The organism is Shewanella sp. NIFS-20-20, from assembly GCF_019209865.1.
GTDB lineage: Bacteria > Pseudomonadota > Gammaproteobacteria > Enterobacterales > Shewanellaceae > Shewanella.
In genome coordinates this window covers 75223-100531 of the sequence record NZ_JAHUTT010000007.1, presented here as the reverse complement: position 1 = coordinate 100531, position 25309 = coordinate 75223, and the positions used below count along the sequence as shown (strand labels likewise).

Here is a 25309-nt window from a genome sequence, read left to right as displayed (position 1 = left end):
AAAATGCGCGGTTAAACAAGGAGCTGTCATGAAAAAAACCGTATTTGCAAGCCTCATGCTGTTTGCTATGCCGAGCGAGGCTGCTTGGTGGATTGAACCTAACGATCTCGTTTTGCGAGCCGATATTCAATTACTGTCAGATCTAGGCATCATTACTCAACCCATCACCACTTACCCATTAATGTGGGCTGGGATCAAAAAAGAGTTAGATAAAACCGACATCAGCCAATTAACGCCAGCAGCCCAACAAGCCTATGCCCAAGTGCAGCGCGCATGGCAACACGATATGGCCGCGACCAGCCTCGAGACCCAAATCTCGCTAGCGAACCAACAGGCACGCTTTACCAGCTTTGGCGATACCGTGACCGATAAAGCGCAACTTAAGGTCGATGCCAGCATTACCGGCGAATACCTCAGTGGCCGCCTGAGCGTCAATTATCATGCTGACGCCCAAGCCGGCAATGATAGCCGCCTCGATGACAGCTTTGTGGCGGCGACACTAGCAAACTGGATCGTTAGTTATGGTGCGATCCCCGCTTACTGGGGGCCATCTTGGGAGTCGGGCTTAATTCAGTCCAATAACGCCAGACCATTGCAAGGCATCAGCTTTAGCCGTCATAACAGTCAAGCCTTTGAGAGCCCATGGATCCATTGGATAGGCCCTTGGACTTTCACTACTGCCTTTAAACAGTTTGAGTCGAATAGGTATGTACCCGAGGCCAAACATTGGGGCGCTCGCGCAACAATAAGACCCATTCCGCAATTAGAAATGGGCGCATCATGGACCATGATGTGGGGCGGTCAAGGTTATGGTAATACTCTATCAGATTGGTGGGATGGCTTATTCAATGGTGGCCAAGATGAGTCGGCGGTCGAAAATGGCCAAGAAAACATGCTAGCTGGCTATGATTTTCGCTGGTCCGATACTCTGTTAGGTGTGCCTTATGGCATTTATTATGAACGCACCCATGAAGATTATCATCGTGAGAAAAAACGCCTTATCAATGCGAGCAACCTTGGCGGCATTGATATGTATCTGAGCGCAATTCAATCTCGAGTCTATGTGGAATACAGTGATACCAAGGCCGCCTGCACACCAGATTCAAGCCTATATAACTGTATGTATGAGCATGGCTTTTATAAAGATGGCTACCGCTATTATGGCCAAAGTGTCGGATCGACCTTCGATAATGATGCCATGGTATTAACCTTAGGAGCCATCAGCCAACTGGGACAGCAGCAACAGTTGATCACCAAGCTGCGCTGGCTCAGGTTAAATGTCGATGGTAACGACGCGGCGCTACCTGGCGGTAATTCGGTTTCATTAGGTCAGTACGAGCGCGGTTATCAACTTTATAGCGAATACCAGCGCCCATTATGGCACGGAAAACTAGCCGTAGGGGCTGACATTAGTTTACGCCAGTGGCCACGCAGCTCACTGAACCATGACTGGGATTCTCGTGTGTTTGTCAGTTGGCAGCGCCAGTTTTAATTCGCTAACGCTTGCACCAAGGCCGCCATCAGGCGGCCTTAATTTTGTTTGTCTCGTTAATACATCACCAACCGAGGTTCATTATTCTCGCAATGAAGCAAAATCATCGATATGACGGTGGCCTCTGGCGATCAAAAAATCGAGCGTCGCGCTGACACTGCGGTTCAATAAACGCGCCTCGGGAAACTGAGCCAAATCCAATAAAGCGCGGCTACGCTCAAATCCACCAAGATCAAAGGCGATATGAGCATCAGATCCCATCACCAAGCTGGCACCGACATCGCGCGCCGTTTCGGCGATGGCTAAACAAGTTGGTTTACTGCCTGAGCGTGAGGTTAAAAACGAGGAGTTATTAATCTCTAAGGCAACATTATGGGCAGCCGCGGCCGTTACCACGGGAACTATCTCAATCGGATAGGCGGGATTACCAGGATGAGTGATCACATCCACTAAGCCACTTTCTATTGTCGCTATCATGGCTTTGGTGTGGGTTAAACAATCTGTTGGGGCAAAGACTGGCTCATGAAAGCCTGCCAAAACAATATCGAGCTCTTGCAAGTAATCGCCATAAAAATCAATCTCTCCGGCCATATTCTGAATGTTAGCTTCAATGCCTCTTAATAGGCCGACCCCATGATGGATCCTAGGTAAGACCCGTAAATTAACAAAATGCCAAAAATGGGGAGCATCAGCCATCGCGGGCCCATGATCCGTGGTGGCAAACAAGCTCAGCCCTTTTTGCTGAGCAACCGTTAAATATTCACTTATGGTCGAGTAGGCGTGAGTTGACGCTATGGTATGGCTATGTATATCGACGGGATACTGCATGATCAATCCTTGGACACCAAATCGTCTTCATATAATACGCTTATCCAATTGATTGACTAGAGAGTAAGCGGTTAAAAAATACTGGTATTTAGCGCAAGATCTCATCATGATAATTTAAGTTAACTAAGGGGGTCTGTTATGGAAAAGCGTCACCATCTCGGTGTGGTATCTGTTGCCGTGCTTTGCTGCGGCTTATTGTTGGGTGGCTGTCAACCTGCCAGTGACCCCGCCGATAATCCCGCGCCCACTGCCGATAAACCGACGGCGAGCCCACAGACAAATGCGACGGTTCACGTCAGCATAGGCGATAGCAGCAAGACCTCGCTCGATTGGCCAGGTGAGTATCGAGGTACCCTGCCTTGTGCGAGTTGCGAAGGCATACTGACAGTGATCACCCTACAATCTAATGACCGCTATCAAATTTCCTCGACCTATCAGGGCAGCGATCCTGTGGTATTTGACGAGCACGGCAAATTTAGCTGGAATGCGGCCGGTAACACCATCACACTTACCAATGGTAATCAATACTTAGTCGGGGAAAATCGTTTACTGATGCTGAATCAAGATGGCCAGCGGATCCAAGGTGATTTAGCCAGCGATTATGAGTTAGCTAAGCAGGAGTGAGTCATTTGTGCTGGCGCAAACTAGCCGATGCCAATGAATGACATCGGCTCAGCCATTAATTGAACAATGCTAACAAGTCATCTCGATTTCCTTGCCACAATCCCAACATATCATCACTGAGAATACTGTCAGCTAAGCCTTGTTTTTGATTTTGCATGGCTTGGATTTTTTCTTCCACCGTATCTTCGGCAATCAATTTATACACAAAAACAGGTTTATCTTGCCCCATGCGATGCGCCCTATCGGTGGCTTGACGTTCGGCGGCCGGATTCCACCAAGGATCAAAATGAATCACTGTATCCGCTGCGGTGAGGTTCAGTCCCGTACCCCCAGCTTTTAAACTGATCAAAAAGACGGCGGCACTTCCCTGCTGAAATTGATCAATTTGCTCTTGGCGAGCCTTGGTTTGGCCGGTTAATTTGCTATAAGGGATCGCCGCGTTATCAAGCCAGTCTTGAATATGGCTCAGCATGCTGGTGAATTGACTAAAGATCAGGATCTTCCGCCCCTCTTCCACCATTTCTGGTACATGGTCACTCAACCAGGCTAATTTGGCATTAGAACTCACGGTTTGCGCTTGTTGTAACTTCACCAGTCGCGGATCACAGCATGCCTGCCGCAATTTTAACAAAGCATCCAATACCTCGATATGACTCTTGGCCATGCCTTTATCCGCAAATAATTGCCTCACTCGCTTTTCCATCAACACCCGGATGCTTTCATACAAGTTACGTTGATCTTTTTCGAGCGGTAAGAAACAGGTGATTTCAGTTTTAGCAGGCAACTCATTGGCCACTTGCTGTTTAGTGCGGCGTAATAAAAAAGGCGCGACTCGCTGCCCTAACTCTTGGGCTTTGCGAGCATCCCCCTCTTTTTCAATGGCGTGTTTAAAGTAATGATTAAAGGTTTTTTGATTGCCCAAAAGCCCTGGCAGCACAAAATCCATTAAGGATTTTAATTCGCCTATATGATTTTCCATCGGCGTGCCAGAAAGACATAACTTCATGGTGGCAGGCATGGCCATTAAGGTTTGCGTGACCTTGGCCTTCGCATTTTTAATGTGTTGCGCCTCATCTAAGATCAGATGATCAAAGTGCTGGTTAAGATAGCGCTCACTATCACGCTGAATTAACGGGTAACTGGTGATCACCACATCGGCCATCGCCATGGCCTCAAATTGACGCTTACGCTGATGACCATGCAACACCAACACAGTTAAGTCCGGAGTAAAACGCTGAGCTTCCCGCTGCCAATTTCCCAGTAAACTCGTTGGGCAAACAATTAAAGTTTTATTGGCTGAGTTAAGCTGTTGCTCACGATAAATAAAGGCCAAGGCCTGTAAGGTTTTACCTAAGCCCATATCGTCAGCCAAAATACCGCCAAAGCCATATTGCTTTAAAAAACAAAGCCAATTTAAGCCTGTTTGCTGATAATCACGCAAAGTAGCTTGCAGACCTGCGGGCGCGTCAACCGTGGCGATGGCATCAAACGAGCGCAGCTTATCGATTAACGCCCCGACCCGCTCACTGTAATTGACTTGTACATTGTTCAACTGCAAATCGCGAACAAGATCCACTCGACTGATGGGCAGCTTCAATGGCGCATCGGCACGGTCGAGCAACTCGAGCATAATATTAATCAAGGGTTTAACTTGGCTAGCGGCCACTTGCAGTAACTCACCCTCTCGCGTTTCTAACAACAAGCTTTGATTATCTTGCGGCTCACCATGTTGACTGATCCAACGCTTGATTAAGGGCATTAAATCAAGTTCAGCACCATTGATCTCGGCACTTAATGCCAACGAAAACCAATCACTGGTTTCTTCATCGAGGGTAAGGTGTAACTCAGGCTTCAATAAATGTAGCGAGAACTCAGGCGCTGTGATCACCTCAAAACCCGCGGCGATTAATTCGGGAATATGCTGCTGGGTAAACGTTAACCAAGCCTCAACGGCTGCCGGTACTGAGCCAAGACTAAAATAAGCATGATGGCCAGCAGCATTTAATGTCGGGTGTAATCCCAACTGCAGCAGCTGCAAAATACATTGCTGCTCGGCGGCTAATTGTCGATGAATTTGGACATGACGCCGTCCATGCTTTTGTTGGCTGATGGCTTCAACCATAGCCGCTGAGGATACTTGATACTCGCCATAGATAAAATCCAGCATCACCAGCGGCTGCGGTTTCGGCGACAAATCAGGCGCATTGTTATTAAGCGGGCTTGGTTCTTGAGTCAAGATTAAGCGCGGCCGCATGGGGGAGTGGACTTCCACCAGCTTAATTGCCACGGGCAAATTAAGTGCGGCGACTGGCAGGTGCTTACTGAGGGCTAAGCCAACCTCAGTTAGCTTTTGCCGCGCAACCGCAGGCATCTGGCTTAATAGCAATAACATCTGCGCACTAATTGGCGTGTTAATGATGCCGAGTGTATTGCGATTTAAGTCGATAAAGCATGGCGGCTCAGTGGCAATCAGCTCCCATGTTTCGGTTTGCTCCAACGTTAACTTCAATTGGTATTGCAGCTCTTCCACTGCGTGCCATTGTGGCTTGAGTTGGCTGTCACTACCAAAAACCAAGGGTTCACGAGTATGCTCCCAAAACAAGCGTTGGGTTGCCGCTAGGCGCTGTAAGATAAACATCCCGAAATCATCTTCTATCGGTAACCGCCCCTTGGTTGTCACCGCAGCAAGCAACATTTGGATCAATTGCTTATCTTGTGTATCTAACCAATGTGGTAGGTAGTAGCTGAATTCGCTCAAACTCAACTTACTGCCTTTGCCGTAAAACCCTTTTTTGCCAAGCTTAGTGCGTCGCAGCTCAATATGCGCACCAAGGCTATCGCAGCTCAAGATAAAGATAAGCTCTTTACCTGACTCCTCATCCCCAACCTGAGTACTAGAAGGCAACTGTTTTAACCACACATCAAGCGGAGATAACTCCGTGGTTACTCCTGAATGAGCGCTATGAATAAGCCGAATAAGTATCGCCGCCACATGCTTACAATTGCGGCCAACGGGACACGAGCAATAACCGTTAATAATCGGCTTATTGGAAGAGTGATAGATAGAAATCTCTTGCTCATACACCGCGGCATGACTGCCAGCAACCACCCCAGTAATACTACTAAAATCGGCATTGGCCTCGCATTCTAACACCTTGCCCAGTCGGACATATTCATAGGCCCGCACCATGGACTGCGGCGTAAACGCGCCGGTGATTTTAGCGACTGTCAGCGGCAAATGAGCAGAGGAGTGAAACGCTGAGTGCAAGGTTTTGGACAAGAGACACCTGGATAACACACGAGAAAATAGGATTAATGCTACTGACTTCTGTTTTCAAATGCCAGTGATTACCACAGGTTTGATGGCGGGCGCTCAAAACAACAGCGAAGAGGGCCTAGCGGGGGTTAGCGCTGCATCAAAAACGCCACGCCGGCAACAAGATAAGCAAAATACATCGCCGCGAGATAGCAACATTCTGTGAAGAAAAACCACTAAAAGGGGCGCCAGCAGATGAGTGTGCTGATTATGTTAACAATAAGTCCGTTTAAACCAGCGAATAAAGTGCCCCACGCCAGTCTCAATATCGGTTGTCGGTTGATAACCGACCGCCGTAAATAAATCTTCCGTATCGGCCCAAGTTCGGTATACATCACCGTCTTGCATCGGTAGCATGATTTTTTCAGCGGTTTTGCCAAGGTGTTTTTCAATGGCAGCAATAAAGTCCATTAGAGCCACCGGGCTGCCATTGCCAATATTAAACACCTGATAAGGTGCACTGCTATTTGCCGGCGACGCTTGCTCTACCGACCATGTTGGGTTAGCTATTGGCGGTTTGTCTTGAATACGAATAACCCCCTCGACGATATCATCAATATAGGTAAAATCACGGCTCATATCGCCATGATTAAAGACCTTGATCGGCATGCCTTCAGTTATCGCATGAGCAAACAACATGGGCGCCATATCGGGGCGACCTTCAGGACCATACACAGTAAAAAAGCGCAAACCAGTGACCGGCAATTGATATAAATGCGCGTAACTATGCGCCATGAGCTCGTTGGCTTTTTTGCTGGCAGCATATAACGACACCGGATGGTCGACACTGTCTGACGTTGCAAAAGGCACTTTTTGATTCAAGCCATATACCGACGATGACGAGGCAAACACTAAATGCTCAACCTGATTGTGACGGCAGCCTTCGAGCACGGTTAAAAAACCAATCAAGTTGCTGTCGGCATAAGCCATTGGATTTTCAATAGAATAACGCACACCCGCTTGGGCAGCCAAATGGATCACTCGCTGAAATTGCTCTTTGGCAAATAACGTCGCCATCGCATCACGTTCAGCAATGTCTAACTGAATAAAACGAAATTGCGCCATCGTTTGCAATGGCGCTAAGCGCGACAATTTGAGATTGACATCATAATACTCGTTAAGATTATCTATCCCAACCACATCATGACCGAGAGCACATAAACGCTCAGCGACTTTTGAGCCAATAAATCCAGCAACGCCAGTGACTAAAAATTTCATCATATTCTCTTATTAAACATAAAATATACCGCATACATGCTAAGCAAATTACAGTGTTTAGCCGTGCGTTTATGAACGCTTTATCTGTGCCAGCACAACCTTGGCCTTTGCTCAATCCGAACCAAATAAGTCTCTGGTATAGACTTTATCCGCCACCGGCGCCAATTCATCCACCATGCGATTGGCAATAATCACATCCGCCTCACGACTGAAATCAGTAAAGCTAGTCACCACCCGCGATTTAAAAAACTCAGCATCCGTTAATACCGGTTCATACACGATCACTTCAATGCCTTTGGCCTTAATGCGCTTCATTACCCCTTGGATTGCCGAGGCTCTAAAGTTATCAGAACCCGACTTCATCACTAAACGGTAAACCCCCACGACTTTAGGATGGCGCGCAATGATGGCGTCGGCAATAAAATCTTTGCGGGTAGTATTGGCATCAACAATGGCGCGAATAAGATTGTTGGGGACACGATGATAATTGGCCAACAATTGTTTGGTGTCTTTGGGTAAACAATAGCCACCATAACCAAAAGAGGGGTTGTTATAATGTTGACCAATGCGGGGATCTAAGCTGACACCATCAATAATTTGGCGCGAGTCCAAGCCATGGCTCTCAGCATAGGTATCTAACTCATTAAAAAATGCCACCCGCATCGCAAGATACGTATTGGCAAATAACTTGATGGCTTCGGCCTCGGTCGCATCGGTCAGTAATACGTCAACTTCGGGTTTTAACGCCAAAGAGCGCATAATATTGGCAAAGGCCTGACCGCGCTCGGAGCATTCACCCACCACAATTCGCGACGGGTATAAATTATCGTGTAGCGCCTGACCTTCTCGTAAAAACTCGGGAGAAAATAGGATATGAGTCACATTGAAGCGTTGGCGTAATTGCTCAGTAAAGCCCACCGGCACAGTCGACTTAATCACGATCACCGCATCAGGGCAGTAAGTTAACGCATCAGCGACAACTGCCTCAACACTGCTGGTATTAAAATGATTTGTCGTCGGATCATAATCTGTCGGAGTGGCAATAATGACATAATCTGCCTCATTATAAGCCCCCCGTTTATCCAATGTTGCGGTTAAATCTAACTCTCGTGTTGCTAAATATTGCTCAATATCGCGATCTTCAATCGGGGATTGCCGTTGATTAAGTCGTTCAACCCGCTCAGGGTTAATATCCAGCGCCACCACCTGATGTTGGGTCGCCAGCAACACCGCATTCGACAAACCAACATAACCTGTACCAACCACTGCAAATTTCATCAGGTATATCCAAAAAAACACAAGACGGCTCACTCTGCCAGATATACCCCATAAAATAAAGTGAAACCCCGTCAATGTGCCGCAAGTTAAGAAGGGTCTAGCATGTGGCTTGGCAACCTAGAGCGTCTCTGAGCGCCTGCTCGACTCGATACAATCCAAAGACAACCGCGAAACAGCATCACTTTTGACCTTATCACAGACCAAAGTCCGCTCTCCCCGCGAAGCGTCCTAGCATCTAGAGTCTGCTTATGCCTAGCAGCCTGGCCCTGTTGGTTCTAAACTCTGCAGAACACGGGAGAGAGTGATGCAAATAATCCATCATGGCGCCGTTAACGGCGTAACTGGCTCATGCCACCAGTTAACTATCAATGACAACTCAGCAATTATCATCGATTGTGGGTTATTTCAGGGCGATGAAATCTCAGGTAAAAGCTCGCAAACAGCGCTAGCGATTGATTTTGATATTAATAACATCAAGGCGTTAGTGGTCACTCACTGTCATCTAGACCATGTTGGCCGAATCCCCTACTTATTGGCAGCAGGCTTTGATGGTCCAATTTATGCTTCAAGGCCTAGTGCCTTATTATTGCCATTAGTAATAGAAGATGCAGTAAAGGTTGGGATCAGCCGCGATGAAAAGCTCATTAACGGTGTGCTGAAACGATTAGCCCAGCAAGTGGTGCCATTGGAATATAACCAATGGCACATGCTAGATATATCATCGAGCCCGTCTGGCTGGCAACAAGCGAAAATCCGCTTGCAAGTCGCTGGGCATATTATGGGTTCGGCCTACGTTGAATGCGAATTAAGCGACTATAACATTACCGAAAAGCAAAAAGCGCAGCAGCCCAACGCAATGACACCAGCCACAAGCAAACAGGGCAATAAGCACCGAATTGTGTTTTCAGGCGACTTAGGCGCCAGATATACGCCATTATTACCGGCCCCTAAAAGCCCCTATCGTGCCGATACCTTAATTATTGAGTCCACCTATGGTGATAGCCTGCATCACGGGCGCAGGCAACGGCGGAACCAGTTAGAGAACCTGCTACATACCGCAGTGAGTGATCAAGGTGTCGTGCTTATTCCGGCGTTTAGCATAGGGAGAACCCAAGAGCTGCTATACGAGATTGAGTCGATTATATATCGGCATCGCCGCAGCCCAGGCTCACAGTGGCCACAGCTTGATATTATTGTCGACTCACCACTGGCGGCTAAATTTACCGAAAGTTACCAAGCATTGAGCCAATATTGGGACAATGAAGCCAAGCGCAGACTCAATGCACAGCGGCATCCATTGGACTTTGCGCAGTTAACCACCATTGATAGCCATCAGGATCATCTCAACGTCATCAACTACTTAGCAAGCCGCAAACAAGCTGCCATCGTGATTGCTGCCAGTGGCATGTGTACCGGGGGGAGGATTGTGAATTATCTGGAGCGCTTTTTACCCATAGCAACAACTGATGTCATTTTTGTCGGATATCAAGCTCAGGGGACAGCGGGGCGCGAGATTATAGAATACGGCCCCAAAGGTGGGTGGGTTTTATTGAATGGCAATAAAATAATCATCAACGCCAAAGTCCATGTGCTATCGGGCTATTCAGCGCATGCCGATCAGCACGACTTAATTCGGTTTGTGATGCAGATGAAAATTAAGCCTCAGCATATTCTCATCGTTCACGGTGATACCGCAGCAAAACACACATTAAAAGCCGCGCTGCAATCATTGCTTAAGGATTGTCACGTTGAGATAGCAACGTAAAAGCCAAGGAGGTTCTAGGTTCTAGGTTCTAGGTTCTAGGTTCTAGGTTCTAGGTTCTAGGTTCTAGGTTCTAGGTTCTAGGTTCTAGGTTCTAGGTTCTAGGTTCTAGGTTCTAGGTTCTAGGTTCTAGGTTCTAGGTTTGGCAGTGTACTTGCGCAGATAGTATTGACTAGCAACGTTTACCCCCTATAACCTTAATTCCCAAAAAATCAGGTTTTCCCTAAGACCTTGCCTTTTTGAGGACCTCGCCCCCTAGGGCCAGTCTTTGCTCTAGCAGGCCACTCTCCCCGCGAAGCGTCCTGGCATCTAGAGTCTGCTTATGCCTCGCTGTGAGCCAGCGACGGCAACGGCACTAACATATAGTGAGCCGCAGACCCGTCTAGATTAATAACAGCTAAGAAACTATAGTTTTTACTATAAAACAGATCGAGTTCAAGCGTAATAAGTAATTTTTTAAGACACCAAATTGACGATCTTAGATGACGCACTGTCGTTATTGGCCTTTTGTTGCCAAACAAGATCGCAAATACCATCGGTGGGATTAAAACCGGTTGGGGTCGTCAGCAAAATCTCACGAATACGCTCATGGTCGAATTCATGACAAGCCTTATCTAAGCGATTAAGAATTTTCTCAAGTTCAACCCAAGGCAAGAACAATTCATTGGCGGTCATGATACGCTCATGCTCTGTTCCTGTGACATCATCACCAATCAGCAGCTCTTCATAGAGTTTTTCACCAGGGCGTAAGCCGCTAAACTGGATTTCAATGTCACCTTCTGGCGTATTTTCATCTCTAACAGAAAAACCACTTAAGCGGATCATCTTCGCTGCTAAATCGACAATTTTGACTGACTTCCCCATATCCAACACAAATACATCGCCGCCTTTACCCATAGTGCCAGCCTGTATCACTAACTGTGAGGCTTCGGGGATGGTCATGAAAAAACGGGTGATTTCAGGATGAGTCACCGTCACAGGGCCGCCATTGGCAATTTGAGCGCGAAACAATGGCACCACAGAGCCAGACGAGCCTAAGACATTGCCAAAACGGACCATGCAAAAACGGGTAGCATGTGACTCTTTAGAGAGAGCTTGTAACACCAGTTCTGCCATCCGCTTAGTGGTCCCCATCACATTGGTTGGGCGCACCGCTTTATCGGTAGAAATTAACACAAAGGTTTCAACGTTGGCCGCGATAGCCGCTCTGGCGGTATAAAGCGTGCCAAACACATTATTACGCACACCTTCAACCACATTGTGCTCAACTAATGGTACATGTTTATAGGCTGCCGCATGATACAAAGTTTGTACACCAAACGAGCTAAGCACGGTTTCTAAGCGATTCTCCCGCTGCACAGACCCAAGCATAGGGTAAATATCAACGGCAATGCCTGCTTCAAGTGCTAAGGCATTGAGCTCTCTTTCAATCGCATATAAGCCATATTCAGATAACTCGAATAAAATTAATTTAGCAGGCTTTTGTTTAATGATTTGCCGACATAATTCTGAGCCAATTGAACCGCCCGCCCCCGTTACCATCACCACTTTGTTGCTGATATTGGCTGCCATTAAATCTGCTCTCGGCGCGACAGAATCGCGACCAAGTAAGTCATCAATTTCGACTTCTTTAATGTCAGTGTAGAGTTTAGTGCCACTGACTAGCTCTGCCATCGCCGGCAGAGTTAACACTTGCACCGCTAACGGCTCTAATTTGGCCAAAATGGCTTGCCTACATGCGCGGGATGCGCTGGGCATCGCCAATAGCACTTTAGTCACGCTTTTTTGCTTAATCAGTTTACGAATAATCGACGGCGAGTGAACGTGTACCCCTTGAATCACAGTGCCATGTAAACTGCTATCATCATCGACAAAAGCAAAAGGTGAATACTCATGGCTCTGCGCCAAGGCCATCAAGAGTTGGCGCCCACTAACGCCGGCACCATAAATAATGACCGGCTCGCCGACGCGCTTCATGCCTGAGCCAACCAGAGAACGCACAATCGCGCGCGAACCACCAATTAACACTAAGGCAAAAGCTAAATAAATCACGGGTACAGTTCGCGGTAAGCTTGAATCTAAATAATACGCGCCAAGCACCAATACGATTGTGGATACTATAGCGCCCAGTATGATGGCTGTCAGTGCTTGCAGTCCCATATAACGCAATACGGCGCGGTATAAGCCCAGCTTAGTAAAAGCGAAAATACTTACCGGAATGGTAAAAGCGGCTAACAACCAATAGGTTTTGTCAATAAAAATGGTGGCAGTGTCAAGTCGCACTAACAATGCAAACCAAAAGGCAAATGCCAACATCAATGAGTCAATAGCCACAGAAACTAACCGTTTTTGCGCCCGCTTTAACGAGAAAATACTCTGTAATACATCCATCACGCTTCCCATGCATTCATCTACTGAATAGCAAAATGACTATTTAAAAATTCGGTAAGATAAAATCGAACAACCTTCGATGTTAAACAATAGCTAACATTACCACAATGTGACAGTTAGCATGGAACGACCAACAAAAAACCGTTCAAAAACCAAGCTGGAAGTTTATTTAATCGCATCTCCAGCGCCACTGCCGGTCACCGTCATCAAGATATACTTGAAGTAATCTTTAACACATAGGCTATCAATCATCTGCTTGTCAGTTTTAGCTAATAAAGCAGGCGTAGACATATCAATGTTTTGAACTTGTGCTAAACCAGTAACACCTGGTAGAACATCATAAACACCTAATGCGTCACGCTCCTTAATCAATTCTTCTTGGTTAAATAAATTTGGACGTGGACCAACCAAGCTCATCTCACCTTTGACGACATTAATGAGTTGCGGTAACTCATCGATTTTAGTCTTGCGTAGAAAGTAACCCAACTTGGTGATTGATGCATTGCTCGCTAAGTGACTAGCTACTGATTTTGTTTCAACGGACATAGTGCGAAACTTAATCAATTTAAATGGCTTTTTATGTCGGCCGACACGAGTTTGAACAAAAATCGGCGAGCCAGTATCAAACATTCCGATAATGGTGACAATCAGTAAAATAGGCCAAAGAAACAACAGGCCTAAGAAGGCAGCACAAAAATCAATAATACGGATCATTTTTTATTCTCAGAAAGTGAAGCCATTACTTGCTCCATTGTGTAAGGTGGAACCCAACCTAAAACGTCTTGAGCATTGGAAGAATCAACTTGTAAGTTTCCTAAAAGCTGTTCTGCCATTGCTTGTTTACCGACAATACGAGCCGCTAAATACATAAGACTAACGGGAACAGGTAGCTGAATTAACTTTTTATTTAATCCTTTAGCAATTGCATTAGTGAAGTCTTTAATTGAAACCGTTTCACCATCTGAAGCTAAAAAAATATGACCAGGGGCATTTTTGTGAGTTGAGCAAGTTACCAACAGGTCTGCCAAATTGTGTACGGTAATAAAATCTCTACTATTATGGATGGAACCAAAAGGCAACAGCGGTACATGCTTAACCAAATTGGCTAAAAGCCCAAAGTTACCAGGAGCATCAGGCCCGTATACCAAAGTAGGTCGAACGATAACCAGTTCGAACCCCATAGATTCGGATAAGTTCTGCAGGTCTAACTCCGCCTCATGTTTTGACCGAGTATAAGCATTAGAGGGCGATGCCCGATCAGTGGGAGTAAAAGGCGCTTCCACCGTTTGCTGCCCGTTTACCCCAATCGAGCTTACAAATACAAAACGTTTAACACCCGCAAGCGCGGCTTGTTCAGCTAAATGCAATGTACCGTCGACGTTAATTCTACGGACATAATCCTCATCGCTGCTGGTGTTATGGGCAATGCCAGCCAAATGAACTATGCACTCTACATCCATTGGAATCAGATGAGCCCAATCGACTGAACCATCAAGTTCTGGGACAACAATAAATGAACCGTCAGCCTCCGTGGGCTTATGACGGATAACCCGATAGCAATTTCCTGCGATTTGACACAAATGTCTCCCAACAAACCCTGTAGCGCCGGTGACCATCAATCTCGACATTGATTGCTCCTTCCGAAGCTACTACACAATACCGCCATAAAAAAAAGAACCTTATCTTTGTTGTCACGCCGACATTGATTGGCAAGAGACAAAAGTTTGGCCGAAGAGCGAAAAGAACCACATTGTATGAGCTGTATAGGTTCAAGTATATCGAGACCCAGAATACTTGCTTGTTTGATCACCTTATCAAATGCATCGCCGCTCATGACGCTATTAATGCGCTTTAACAAAGAGTCAAGACCCGAGTTTGCTCCGACTGAGTTAGCACTGTGTTGACGATACCGCATGTAGCTATTGGAATCGATAATCCAGCTATAGCCCTGTGCTCTGGCAAACGCATAGCAAAACCAGTCATGCAACCAAATATCCTCAACTTGCTCGCCGATGTCGATCAAAAACTGTTTGATATCCAAAGCAAGTCGACGAGTCATCACAAAAGTACAACCAGGACCAGCAGATTCGAACAAAAAATCAAACCGTGATTGAGGGGAGGATTTTACAATCTCTTTCTCTCTGCCATCTTCCCAAAACGCGGTAACATTCGAGGAATAACCATCACAGCCGCGAGAATTAAGCATTGTTACTGCTGAAGACAACTTATCCTTCAACCATATATCGTCTTGGTCAGCAAAGGCTACGTAGTCGTAACCAGAAAAGTCTACTTCCTTTAACAACCTGAAAAAATTTTGCCCTGCACTCCCATAGGTTTCTCCATAACTCAGCAGCTTAATATTCTCATGGCATTGTGCTAAATCTAACAATAATTGATATGACTCATCAATTGACTTGTCCAAGCTAATATAAATATCGCATTGAACATCCACCTGATTTAATATCGAACTTATTTGTTCTAAAAGATAATCTTCCCCATTATAAGCAGCCAAGAGGATAGCAATTCGTCGATGACTATTATTCATTACACACATTATTAATTACCTTACTACATCACTCTTTCGCCACTTGACGGATTAATCTCACCTTAACTTCAGCTGAAATTCTGGATATAAGTCTATCTAATATTACAGCGAGCCCCAGAGATACGGCTAAAGATATCACACTGAAAAATATAAAAAATGGCAGTTCAAAACCGTAGAGTTTATCAAAAACTTTCCCGAACAACGACAATACTGGCTGATGCAGCAGATATAGCGTATAAGATGTGTTCCCTAAGAACACAAAAACTCTTGACTTAAAAACCTTCCTAGCGGCGCCATTATTTTCCAGAAGTAACAAAACGCCAACTGTTAATATCGCAACTATCATATGTTGCGTATACAAACCAAATACGAACAACAAAATACACAACGTAAAAAGGTATAAATACCTAACCGAATAAAAAGTTGAGTTTTTAAAGTAGAATATTCCTAACAGCATCCCAGCTAAAAACCCTAAAATAATGGGTTTGGACCAGAAGATAAGAGGAGTTGAACTAAATAAACTAAAGTGACCGCTAACAGCAAGACCACTAAAAATTATAAACACTCCCAATACATAACAGTTTCTTAAAATTAGAATTGACAGAGCTAAAACAGCATAAAACAACATCTCATAGTTCAACGTCCACCCGACCCCCAAAACAGGATAGACACCATCAACCGTCTTGTAAGGAATAAATATCAAACTAGTCAGCAAGTCCTTATAATCCAACTCTCGAGGGTTATTAAATATATAAACATACCCAATATAGATTACGAATGTTACAAGGAAGTACTGAGGAATAATTCTAATAAACCTTGCTTTCAAAAATTTAACGACGTACTTAGCGTCGAAGACTTTAACCCTTGACAATACCGCAATCATTATAAAACCACTGATTACAAAAAAGATGTCTACGCCAATGTGAAAAAACTCAAGCCGAGGATGTGTAATATCAGTGTATATTCGAACTATATGATAAACATGATAAAAGAAAACGAATAACGCCGCAACTCCTCTCAAAAAGTGTATGCTATATATCAAAGCTTGACTTTCCTCATCAGATAAATTGGAAGTATATAAAAAATGAGAATAAAAAAATACAGGCCAACATTAACAGGAACTCCTTCCCTTATAATAAGTCTAGAAAATACAATAAAAAGAGTAATCAACAAAACCGAATTTATGCTTTTTAGTTTGTATACTTGCCGATACAAAAAAAACATGAATGATGTTAGTAGTGTTATAGACGCTATCAGACCATAGAAACCAAAGTATAAAGATTCAATCAGGAAGTTCGAACCTAAACCATAACCACGAGCAACATCCCTTGCTATGAATGTGCCTGGCAACATATAAGCACTTGAAATTGACTCTCTCAACGGCTGAACAATACCGAATAAAAGACTACCAATATATGTTATAAAACTACCATTCCCTACATAATCGACATCTGTTATATAGAGAGGCAATGTAATATATGTTTCCCTAAATTCACCGATAGCTGAGATATACCAAGGTACATTTTGAACGACGTTATCACTGCGGATAATTCCAATAGCCAGCATCATCACAAATAAAATCAAGAGCTGAGTTAGGTAGAGCTTCTTATGTCTAATTATAAAACATATAAGTATAGGAATAAGACAAATGAACGCAGTTGTTCTACTACCATGCAGTAGGTCTAGCAAAACTATTAAAATATTAGGAATAAATACCCAAAAGCGGAACCTATCAAAAAACAAATATATTGATACTGGTATCAGTAAATATGCAATATTTTTAAGTTTATATGGATCCTTTGCAGCATCAGCATCATATAAGAAGGCGTTAGAGAATACACCTTCAGATAATTTCAACTTGAACAACCAAAAAATATAACTAACAATTACTAACCAAACAACCCAAATTAAGACAGGTGAGTGTCTATCTCTTTCTAAAATTATAGGTCCGATATTTTTTGAGCTAAACAAGCATAATAAAAAAGAAAAGTATACCGTCACCAATAGTGTTAATAATCTTGAATACAATATGTCAGCCCTAAATAGCCCCCAATTATAATAATTACTTATCTGCTCTGAGAATAAAGAAGGAATAGCAAAATAAAAAAGTAACAATAACACGACCCAAAAAAATGGGTTTAGAACAATTAAATAACCAGATCTCGAATAATCGAGACACAAAACTAGAAGGCAAATAACAAGGGCTAACAGTGAAATCCACATATCAAATAATTACTTTTACGATGGCTTTCCTAATCACTTTGTATACAGATAACAACAAAAAAGATAGCTTAGGAACGCGATAGTTGATGAGTAACAAATCCAATTTGTGGCTTTTCAAAAACCATCGTAATTTGCCTTCATATAGATCACTGTTGATTAAGTTTGACTTTGCGACTTCGAGCGCAACCACCAATCTGGCATTTACACTCTTACGACTCAGATTACCAGTGTGAACTCGATAGTTAGCGACAACTTGTGGTATAAATACCAGTAAATCATGAGCTAATAATCTTAGGTAAAAATCCCTATCCTCAATAGCAAGCTCTTGATTGTAACACCCAACTTTATCATATGCTTTTTTGCTAATAAGCAAGGTGGGGCCCACAACTGCCCAACGCAATACTAATTCATCGACAATATTTCTTTGCAGTCTAGACTTGTTGGAATGATATAGAGACTTCATCGCGCTATCCGAGACAACCGAAGAATGTTGATCTATTACTGTGGCATCACCAATACAGGCAAGCTTATTAGGATGAGCAATCAAGCATTCTAATCGGGATGATATACTCGTTGAAGTTAAGCTATCATCGCTCGCACATATCGTAATATATTCGCCACGCGCAAGACTCACCAAAGTGTTTAACGTTTTACACACCCCTTGGTTCTTCTGGCTAATATATTTACATTTAATATCGGGGTGTTTAGCTAACCACTTTTTTATCTTAGCTTCTGAATTATCTTTTGAACCATCATTACAAATCAGGACTTCTATATTTTTATATTCTTGTAAAATAACGGAATCTAAACACTCAAAAATATATTTTTCATGATTATAAACTGGTATAACAATGCTTATTAAAGGATTAACATTCATCCAAAATATCCCTAATGCTATTTAAGAGGCTTGTTTTATAGTTAACCAAAGAATATCTCTCCAAAGTATCAGCCTGAATAGCTAATGCCTTGCTTTTTAATACTCTCGATTCAAGCTTATCTACTTCATGTAAAACCCGAGTAATGCTAAATTTTGAAAGTTCTATTTTAAATCCATTGTCTCCAATATCGAAACCGCATTCCTTAGTAACAATTGGCAGCATCGCACCATTGGCAACACAAGTAATAACCGCAGTTGCTAGCCCCTCAGAGCAAGAAGGCAACAGGACAAACCCACAATCAAGACAAAGTGATCTAAACTCTTCAGAAAATATATTGACAAAACCGTGTACAACTACGTTTTTGGGCAAACTAATAGCATCTAACAGTTCTTTTTCCGCTTCGGTATAACCACAGATATGGAGTGTCCAACTGGGATTTTCTCTAAACGCTTCAACGGCCAAGTCCAACCCTTTATGGAGAAGACCATAGCTACCAAACCACAGCACAGAACGTCGACATGTGTCAAAGTCTTTTGATTGTCCAATGGTTAATGCATCATCCCGCGCATGAAAACTGGGATCAAGAGTATATACGCTTAACGCGCCCTGCTCTTTGAATGTACTTTTTGTAACGTCGTTACCAATACATATAACGGCATCAGCCAAAGACGCCGCGACTCCCCAACGGTAATCATTGGTTCTTAATGAACCTGTTGCCAAAAACCGCTTTTGCCGATAAAAGTCTATCAATCTGGATATTGATTGCTGAGAACAATGGTACGGATGGGAACCTGTACCATAATAAATCTTGGTAGACTTTGTCTCATTTTCAATAGCTTGATACAAAGGCAAGCCTTCTCCAAAAATGATATCGTAAGAATTCAATGGTAATTTGGTCAATCGATTATTATTGGTAATATCTACTTGATAGCCTAAACCATGAAATATCCCCGCAATAACTTTCGACTCCTGATAATTAGAATGCTTGCTATATCCAGAATTACCAGCCTTAAAATGATAAGTACTATAGCTTATTAGAACTCGCTTACTGAAACCAGAATTATAAAAATTCTTTAAATCTCGATGAAAAAACAACTCATAACATCTTATTAGCGAGGGATTTTTTTTAACTTTGTTTTTTAGATTGATTTTTAGCGACTGCAACATACTTCGACCGCCTTAACAGATATACTAACGAGATGACAACAGCCATGATAAAACCAGCACAGTATCCATATCCTGCAGCGACCCAACCATATTCACTCAGGTTAAATGTAATCACTAAGTAGCTAGTTACCAGCGCTGACAACCACTTAAACGTAAAATACAATGAAGATTTATTTTTTATAATATAAGCATTTAGAGCTGTGTCGAGAAATACAAATGGAATTATAAATGCGAAAGCTCTAAAAATTTCAACTGATTCTGCATAGTCTTCACCATAGATTAAACTTATGAGATAACTGGACAGATAATAGCTGATAAGGGCGCTGAGAAGGCCAACAAGAAACATTATAAACGCCAATTTCAAGGTATTTTCTTTAAGTAACTCTGTCGAGGAACGATAAATAAGAATCGGACCCAGCACTGCAAATATCATTGCTGACAATGATAATATCTGTTCCATAAAACTAAATGAGGCAGCATAATAACCAAAAATATCTGCAGAGCTACTATTCTGAAGTAACAGTCTGTCTAACTTCAAAAAAATGTTCATACAGACTAAACCAAACCACAACTTGAGACCGTCAAAAATGAAATCAAGAGCAATTTTCTTATCAAATTCAGACAGCGTAATATTTATTGACTTATCAAAACGTAGAGCAAAATAAATGCAACATAAAGAAAGCAACATAGATTCAAAAATGACAGGCCCAATTACAACTTGCGGCGAAAAATCACAATAAATAAACAGTAAAACTAGAACCACTTTAAAAGTTAATGAAAATAATCGAATTCTAGCAGTTAGATGATAATAGCCTTGGCACTCAAGAATAAACCTAAAAATACCAAGAGGTTCAGAATATACTAGCGTAATGGTTAAAATCAGAATAAAAGCTAGTAGAACATCGGATTCAACACTAAACCACGCATAGATAAAAACACCAAACCACACTATTAGTGACACTATAAATCTATATATTATTGATGTCACGATCACCGAGTTATCAATTGTACCGTTAGGTCTAACCTTTGAAAAAAGTGCTTCTGCTGGACATAACCAAGTCAATGATGTCGCTACAAAAAGCACTGACATAGCAAACTGATAAGCACCAAAAACCTCAACTCCAAAATATCTCGCTATAGCTGCGGTTGTGACTAATGTTAATAAGATGGTAATTACTTTTTCAGAGAGAGCCCAGATTAGATTTAAAAAATGCGAACCAGGTTTCATCTACACCCTCTTCGGAGTTTCCGAACCAAAGCAACAAGCCAACTTGGTGTTAAAAGTAACAAGAAAAGCAAAATTTGATATTTCATAAATGATAAATAAAATCTGCTACTTCTAAAAATTTTAATCGCTTCGATTTTTTGACCATTTAGAGCATTTAAAATAGCTCTTTCTAAATTGTATTTAAAAATAAAGTACCATTTTGGTGAATTAATGCCTTCATTTAGTGAACGTTGCTTAAGACGTGTTACAAAGGGAAGTTCGTCTAAATTTAAGTTTGAAGACGAACTCAAGCTATCTACGATCCCTATAGTATAGTTAGAAAGCAATTTTGGGATGTAAACAAATTGCCCATTATCAGCAATGTGAAACCATACTTCTTGATCCTCACCGAGCGATTCACCTTCTGGAAACCATTTCTGATGGCTATAAAAGTATTCCCTTCTTACTACAATTGATGAAGCACAGAAGAATGAATCACTTGCCCAGGTTCTATAAAAATCCGTAACGATAAATGGAGAGCCACTTTCTATATCTGGAATATAAGATGGCATCTTTATATTGTCATTAACTCTAAAAAAAGCAGTACAAATGGCATCAGCGGATGAGAACTTATCAATGGCTGAACTGACATTTTCCAAAAAACTAAATTCATACTTGTCATCAGCATCAAGAAAAGCCACATATTGCCCTTGTGCTTTATTTATACCAAAGTTTCTTGCAGAAGAAACTCCACCATTTTCCTTTTTAAATAACTTAAGACGTTCATCATTCAATCCTGAAATCGACTCCAAAGAACCGTCCGTTGAACCGTCGTCGATAACGATAATCTCAAAATTAGTGTAAGTTTGAGATAATACACTGTCTATAGTCTTACTTATTAGTCCTTTTTTATTATAAAGTGGAATTATGATGGAGAATCTAGGCTTCATTATCTTTCCCGTTGCTACGATTTATAAAACTGCTTAATGCTGTTGATAACTACTTCTACGTCGGAATCGGAAATAGTAGGATCAATCGGCAAAGACAAAACCCGTGAATGTATATTTTCAGTGATTGGAAGTTCATATCCAAAAAACTCATTGGCATATGCCTGTTGAGCATGAGGCGCGATAGGATAATGAATTAATGTTTGAACGCCTAAGTTCAGCAAGTGGTCTGCCAAATCTTGTCTACAACCAGTTTGAATAACAAATAAATGCCATACATGTTCATTTTGATTATTTACAGTCGGTAGCTTGATCTGCTCAACAGAGGCTAGTCCATTGAGGTATTTAGCCGCAATTTGTTGTCTTCGAGAAACTTCGGCATCCAAGTGTTTCAGTTTAACCCTCAGCATCGCTGCCTGAATCTCATCTAAACGTGAATTAACACCTTTGTATTGGTTCTCATATTTTCGGTGCGAACCGTAATTTCTTAGCGCCCTTAAAACATTTGCCAATTCACTGTCATTGGTTACGATTGCTCCAGCGTCGCCGAGTGCCCCAAGGTTCTTCCCTGGATAAAAACTGAACGCGCCGGCATGTCCCCAGTTTCCAACTTTCTTGCCATCTATATTTGCGCCATGAGCTTGTGCGCAGTCTTCCAATACCAGCAGTTCATATTCCCGGGCTATATCCATGATTTGAGGCATAGGGCAAATTAGTCCATAAAGATGAACTGGTAGTATAGCCTTAGTCTTTTCTGTAATTGCTTCCCTAATATTTGTTGGTGAAATATTTAATGTTTCTTCATCAGGCTCAACCAGAACGGGTGTTAATCCATTTTCAGAAATTGCAAGTATTGAGGCTATATACGTATTTGCAGGAACAATCACCTCGTCACCAACATTCAATTTCCCCAGCTCTTTCCAGGCGCGTATTGTTAATATCAAAGCATCCAAGCCATTTGCTACACCAATGGCATATTCAGTCCCACAATACTGAGCAAACTCGGATTCAAATGCCTCTAATTCCGGCCCCATTATATACCAGCCAGAATCGATGACTCTTGCACATGCGTTCTTTAACTCGTTACTGTATTGGCTATTTATGGATTTTAAATTAAGGAAGTTAATCATTTTGTTTCTCTAAATACTTAATAATTTTCGCGGGATTACCGGCAACGACTGCATTTGGCGGTACGTCTTTTGTTACGACAGCGCCTGCTCCCACCATACAATGATGTCCAAGCTTGATGCCTGGTAGTATTGTTGCATTGGCACCAATAGACACACCATCACAAACGATTGTTTTTGAAAACTGTTCAGGATAAACCTTTGACCTTGGAGTTTTATCATTAGTAAAGGTTGCTGAAGGGCCAATGAAAACATTATTTCCGATTGTTATACCATCCCAGATATATACCCCAGATTTTACCGTAACGTTGTCACCAATTAAAACATCATTCTCAATTAATGTATGAGCGCATATGTTACAGTTACTTCCTATTTTAGCCCCTGCCAAAATCACGGAAAATTGCCAGACTCTCGTTCCTTGGCCAATATTGTCTGTTTGGACATCACTTAGCGGATGTATCATTAGTTTCACACTCTTTCAAAAAGTCTTCATAGTTACGAATGTAGTCACTTTCATCATATTTCTCACTTGCAACTACCATTAAGACACAATCTTCACTAAAGTCATGCATTTCTCTCCACAAACACGATTCGATAAGCAATCCTTCATTTGGCGACTTTAGCCATACATCTTGCCTACTCGTTCCATCATCCAGTACAAAGCGGCAACTACCCTTAATAGCAATTGCCACCTGCTTCAAATTTTTATGCGCATGTAGACCACGAACCACATTTGGTTTGGTATCGAAAAGATAATAAATTCGCCTAACTTCAAATGGGATATTATTATTTTGCTCGAGAGCAATTAAACTACCACGTTCATCGCCAAGAGCGTTGAACTGTAACATTTTAACTATTGACATCAGCGCACCATTTAAATTGTCGGAGCATCGCATAAACTAATCGCATTGTTATCTTTCAAAGATAACTGCGGTGTTGCGGAGATAGGCCATTCGACGGCGATAGCTGGGTCATCCCATCGAATCGAAATTTCTGAAGCGCTGTTATAGTAATCAGTGCACTTGTAAACAAACTCCGCCTCTTCGCTCGTAACATAAAACCCATGAGCGAAGCCTTCAGGGATCCACAGTTGCCGCTTATTTTCAGCAGATAAGTAAACTCCAACCCACTTACCGTATGTGTTGGAGTTGCGGCGGATATCCACTGCAACGTCGAAGACCTCACCAGAAACAACGCGAACCAATTTCCCTTGTGTATTCTCAGTTTGGTAATGTAAACCCCTTAAGATCCCTTTTTTAGATTTAGAATGGTTATCTTGTACAAATCGGATTGGTTTACCTGTTACTAACTCTTCAAATTTTACTTGATTCCATGTTTCCATAAAGAAACCACGCTCATCACCAAACACCTTTGGCTCTAGAATCTTTACATCTGGTATTCGAGTATTGATGACTTTCATGTATTTATTCCATAAAGGCTTCGATATTGGTGAGTGCCATCTGCCAATCACTGGCAATAAACCCCATGTTATCAGTGATTTTACAGGTACTTAATCTTGAATTGCTTGGACGTTTGGCTGGTGTTAGATACTGTTCAGTAGGGATTCTGTGAAGCTTAGGTTTTCTGCTTATTACTCCTGCAGCAACAGCATTATTAAATATCAAATCCGCAAATTCGTACCAACTGACATGTGGTAAGCCGGAATAGTGATATATGCCATACTCAACAAAATCATGATTTGAAATTCGTTTTGCAATATCAATGAGTATTATTGCAATATCACCGGCATAAGTTGGACCACCATATTGATCACCCACAATATTTAATTCATCACTACGAGCGCCTATGCGCAACATGGTTTTTACAAAGTTATTACCGTGTTCACCAAACACCCAGGCTGTTCGTAAAATTATATGTTTTTCACATACTTTAGCTACGGCAATCTCTCCCTCTAACTTACTAGCTCCGTAAATACTTTGAGGGTTTGTTATGTCTAACTCATTATACTCAGTTGATTTATTACCTTCAAATACATAATCAGTCGATATATGCAGTATTGCAGCACCAATATTTTGTGCAGCCTCTGCTAGAAATTTCGGACCATCGCGATTAATAGCATAAGCAAGTTCAACTTGTTGCTCTGCATTATCTACTGCGGTATATGCAGCAGCATTAATGATGATATCAGGTTTAAAATCGTTAACGACTTCAATCACCTGATCTTGATTTGTGATATCAAGTGCTTCTTTGTCTACTGCTAACAATGTAACATTGTCATCGTCAGCCAGTAATGTCGCCAAGCAATATCCAACTTGACCATTACATCCAGTAACTAAGGCTCGCAT

General features: G+C 42.5%; 22 protein-coding genes. 3 read left to right on the top strand and 19 right to left on the bottom strand.

What is annotated here, in order from left to right:
- Nucleotides 1-28: 28 nt before the first annotated feature.
- A complete protein-coding gene (locus KU855_RS04040) occupies nt 29-1492 on the top strand; it encodes a capsule assembly Wzi family protein (protein ID WP_218529070.1) in 1464 nt (487 codons plus the stop codon).
- Between the two features lie 81 nt (nt 1493-1573).
- Here the strand turns inward: KU855_RS04040 and KU855_RS04035 are convergent, their stop codons facing one another.
- On the bottom strand, nt 1574-2320 hold the full coding sequence (locus KU855_RS04035; protein WP_218529069.1) for a phosphatase: 747 nt from the start codon (nt 2318-2320) through the stop codon (nt 1574-1576).
- A 138-nt stretch (nt 2321-2458) separates the two neighbouring features.
- Here KU855_RS04035 and KU855_RS04030 point away from each other — a divergent pair, with 138 nt between their 5' ends.
- Entirely contained in the window at nt 2459-2944 is a 486-nt protein-coding gene (locus KU855_RS04030) for a copper resistance protein NlpE (protein WP_218529068.1), read from the top strand.
- A 55-nt stretch (nt 2945-2999) separates the two neighbouring features.
- On the opposite strand, the gene KU855_RS04025 is transcribed toward KU855_RS04030, so the two are convergent.
- From KU855_RS04025 to KU855_RS04015, 3 genes are all read right to left on the bottom strand, one after another.
- Entirely contained in the window at nt 3000-6224 is a 3225-nt protein-coding gene (locus KU855_RS04025; protein WP_256260868.1) for a DEAD/DEAH box helicase, read from the bottom strand.
- A gap of 249 nt (nt 6225-6473) precedes the next feature.
- On the bottom strand, nt 6474-7478 hold the full coding sequence (locus tag KU855_RS04020; RefSeq protein ID WP_218529092.1) for an NAD-dependent epimerase: 1005 nt from the start codon (nt 7476-7478) through the stop codon (nt 6474-6476).
- A gap of 111 nt (nt 7479-7589) precedes the next feature.
- On the bottom strand, nt 7590-8756 hold the full coding sequence (locus KU855_RS04015; RefSeq protein WP_218529067.1) for a nucleotide sugar dehydrogenase: 1167 nt from the start codon (nt 8754-8756) through the stop codon (nt 7590-7592).
- Between the two features lie 304 nt (nt 8757-9060).
- On the opposite strand from KU855_RS04015, the gene KU855_RS04010 reads away from it, so the two are divergent.
- A complete protein-coding gene (locus KU855_RS04010; RefSeq protein ID WP_218529066.1) occupies nt 9061-10521 on the top strand; it encodes an MBL fold metallo-hydrolase RNA specificity domain-containing protein in 1461 nt (486 codons plus the stop codon).
- 453 nt (nt 10522-10974) lie between these two features.
- On the opposite strand, the gene KU855_RS04005 is transcribed toward KU855_RS04010, so the two are convergent.
- The 15 genes from KU855_RS04005 to rfbD all read right to left on the bottom strand — a co-directional run bounded on the left by KU855_RS04005 (nt 10975) and on the right by rfbD (nt 25309).
- Nucleotides 10975-12909, bottom strand: coding sequence for a nucleoside-diphosphate sugar epimerase/dehydratase (locus KU855_RS04005; protein ID WP_218529065.1), 1935 nt, complete (start codon nt 12907-12909; stop codon nt 10975-10977).
- A 165-nt stretch (nt 12910-13074) separates the two neighbouring features.
- Nucleotides 13075-13623: a sugar transferase gene (locus tag KU855_RS04000; RefSeq protein WP_218529064.1), complete on the bottom strand. Its 549-nt coding sequence runs from the start codon at nt 13621-13623 to the stop codon at nt 13075-13077.
- Nucleotides 13620-14537, bottom strand: a complete 918-nt coding sequence (locus KU855_RS03995; protein WP_218529063.1) for an NAD-dependent epimerase/dehydratase family protein — start codon at nt 14535-14537, stop codon at nt 13620-13622. Before KU855_RS03995 ends, KU855_RS04000 begins: the two co-directional genes overlap by 4 nt.
- Nucleotides 14525-15454: a glycosyltransferase gene (locus KU855_RS03990; RefSeq protein ID WP_256260867.1), complete on the bottom strand. Its 930-nt coding sequence runs from the start codon at nt 15452-15454 to the stop codon at nt 14525-14527. The genes KU855_RS03995 and KU855_RS03990 overlap by 13 nt, the downstream gene beginning before the upstream one ends.
- A gap of 28 nt (nt 15455-15482) precedes the next feature.
- The gene (locus KU855_RS03985) at nt 15483-16496 is read right to left on the bottom strand and encodes an acyltransferase (RefSeq protein ID WP_256260866.1); all 1014 of its coding nucleotides are present in this window, start codon (nt 16494-16496) and stop codon (nt 15483-15485) included.
- Entirely contained in the window at nt 16493-17311 is an 819-nt protein-coding gene (locus KU855_RS03980; RefSeq protein WP_218529060.1) for a hypothetical protein, read from the bottom strand. The genes KU855_RS03985 and KU855_RS03980 overlap by 4 nt, the downstream gene beginning before the upstream one ends.
- 367 nt (nt 17312-17678) lie before the next feature.
- Entirely contained in the window at nt 17679-18554 is an 876-nt protein-coding gene (locus KU855_RS03975; protein ID WP_218529059.1) for a glycosyltransferase, read from the bottom strand.
- Nucleotides 18544-19722, bottom strand: a complete 1179-nt coding sequence (locus KU855_RS03970) for a glycosyltransferase (protein ID WP_218529058.1) — start codon at nt 19720-19722, stop codon at nt 18544-18546. The genes KU855_RS03975 and KU855_RS03970 overlap by 11 nt, the downstream gene beginning before the upstream one ends.
- Nucleotides 19682-20950 (bottom strand): oligosaccharide flippase family protein, encoded by a 1269-nt coding sequence (locus KU855_RS03965; protein ID WP_218529057.1) that lies wholly within the window; start codon nt 20948-20950, stop codon nt 19682-19684. The genes KU855_RS03970 and KU855_RS03965 overlap by 41 nt, the downstream gene beginning before the upstream one ends.
- Nucleotides 20947-21879: a glycosyltransferase family A protein gene (locus KU855_RS03960; RefSeq protein WP_218529056.1), complete on the bottom strand. Its 933-nt coding sequence runs from the start codon at nt 21877-21879 to the stop codon at nt 20947-20949. The genes KU855_RS03965 and KU855_RS03960 overlap by 4 nt, the downstream gene beginning before the upstream one ends.
- Before the next feature lie 14 nt (nt 21880-21893).
- The gene (locus KU855_RS03955; RefSeq protein ID WP_218529055.1) at nt 21894-23006 is read right to left on the bottom strand and encodes a DegT/DnrJ/EryC1/StrS aminotransferase family protein; all 1113 of its coding nucleotides are present in this window, start codon (nt 23004-23006) and stop codon (nt 21894-21896) included.
- Nucleotides 22999-23466 (bottom strand): acyltransferase, encoded by a 468-nt coding sequence (locus tag KU855_RS03950; protein ID WP_218529091.1) that lies wholly within the window; start codon nt 23464-23466, stop codon nt 22999-23001. Before KU855_RS03950 ends, KU855_RS03955 begins: the two co-directional genes overlap by 8 nt.
- Nucleotides 23447-23866 (bottom strand): FdtA/QdtA family cupin domain-containing protein, encoded by a 420-nt coding sequence (locus KU855_RS03945; protein ID WP_218529054.1) that lies wholly within the window; start codon nt 23864-23866, stop codon nt 23447-23449. The genes KU855_RS03950 and KU855_RS03945 overlap by 20 nt, the downstream gene beginning before the upstream one ends.
- Nucleotides 23867-23877: 11 nt before the next feature.
- Nucleotides 23878-24423: a dTDP-4-dehydrorhamnose 3,5-epimerase gene (gene rfbC, locus KU855_RS03940; RefSeq protein ID WP_218529053.1), complete on the bottom strand. Its 546-nt coding sequence runs from the start codon at nt 24421-24423 to the stop codon at nt 23878-23880.
- Nucleotides 24424-24427: 4 nt separating this feature from the next.
- On the bottom strand, nt 24428-25309 hold the full coding sequence (rfbD, locus tag KU855_RS03935; RefSeq protein WP_218529052.1) for a dTDP-4-dehydrorhamnose reductase: 882 nt from the start codon (nt 25307-25309) through the stop codon (nt 24428-24430).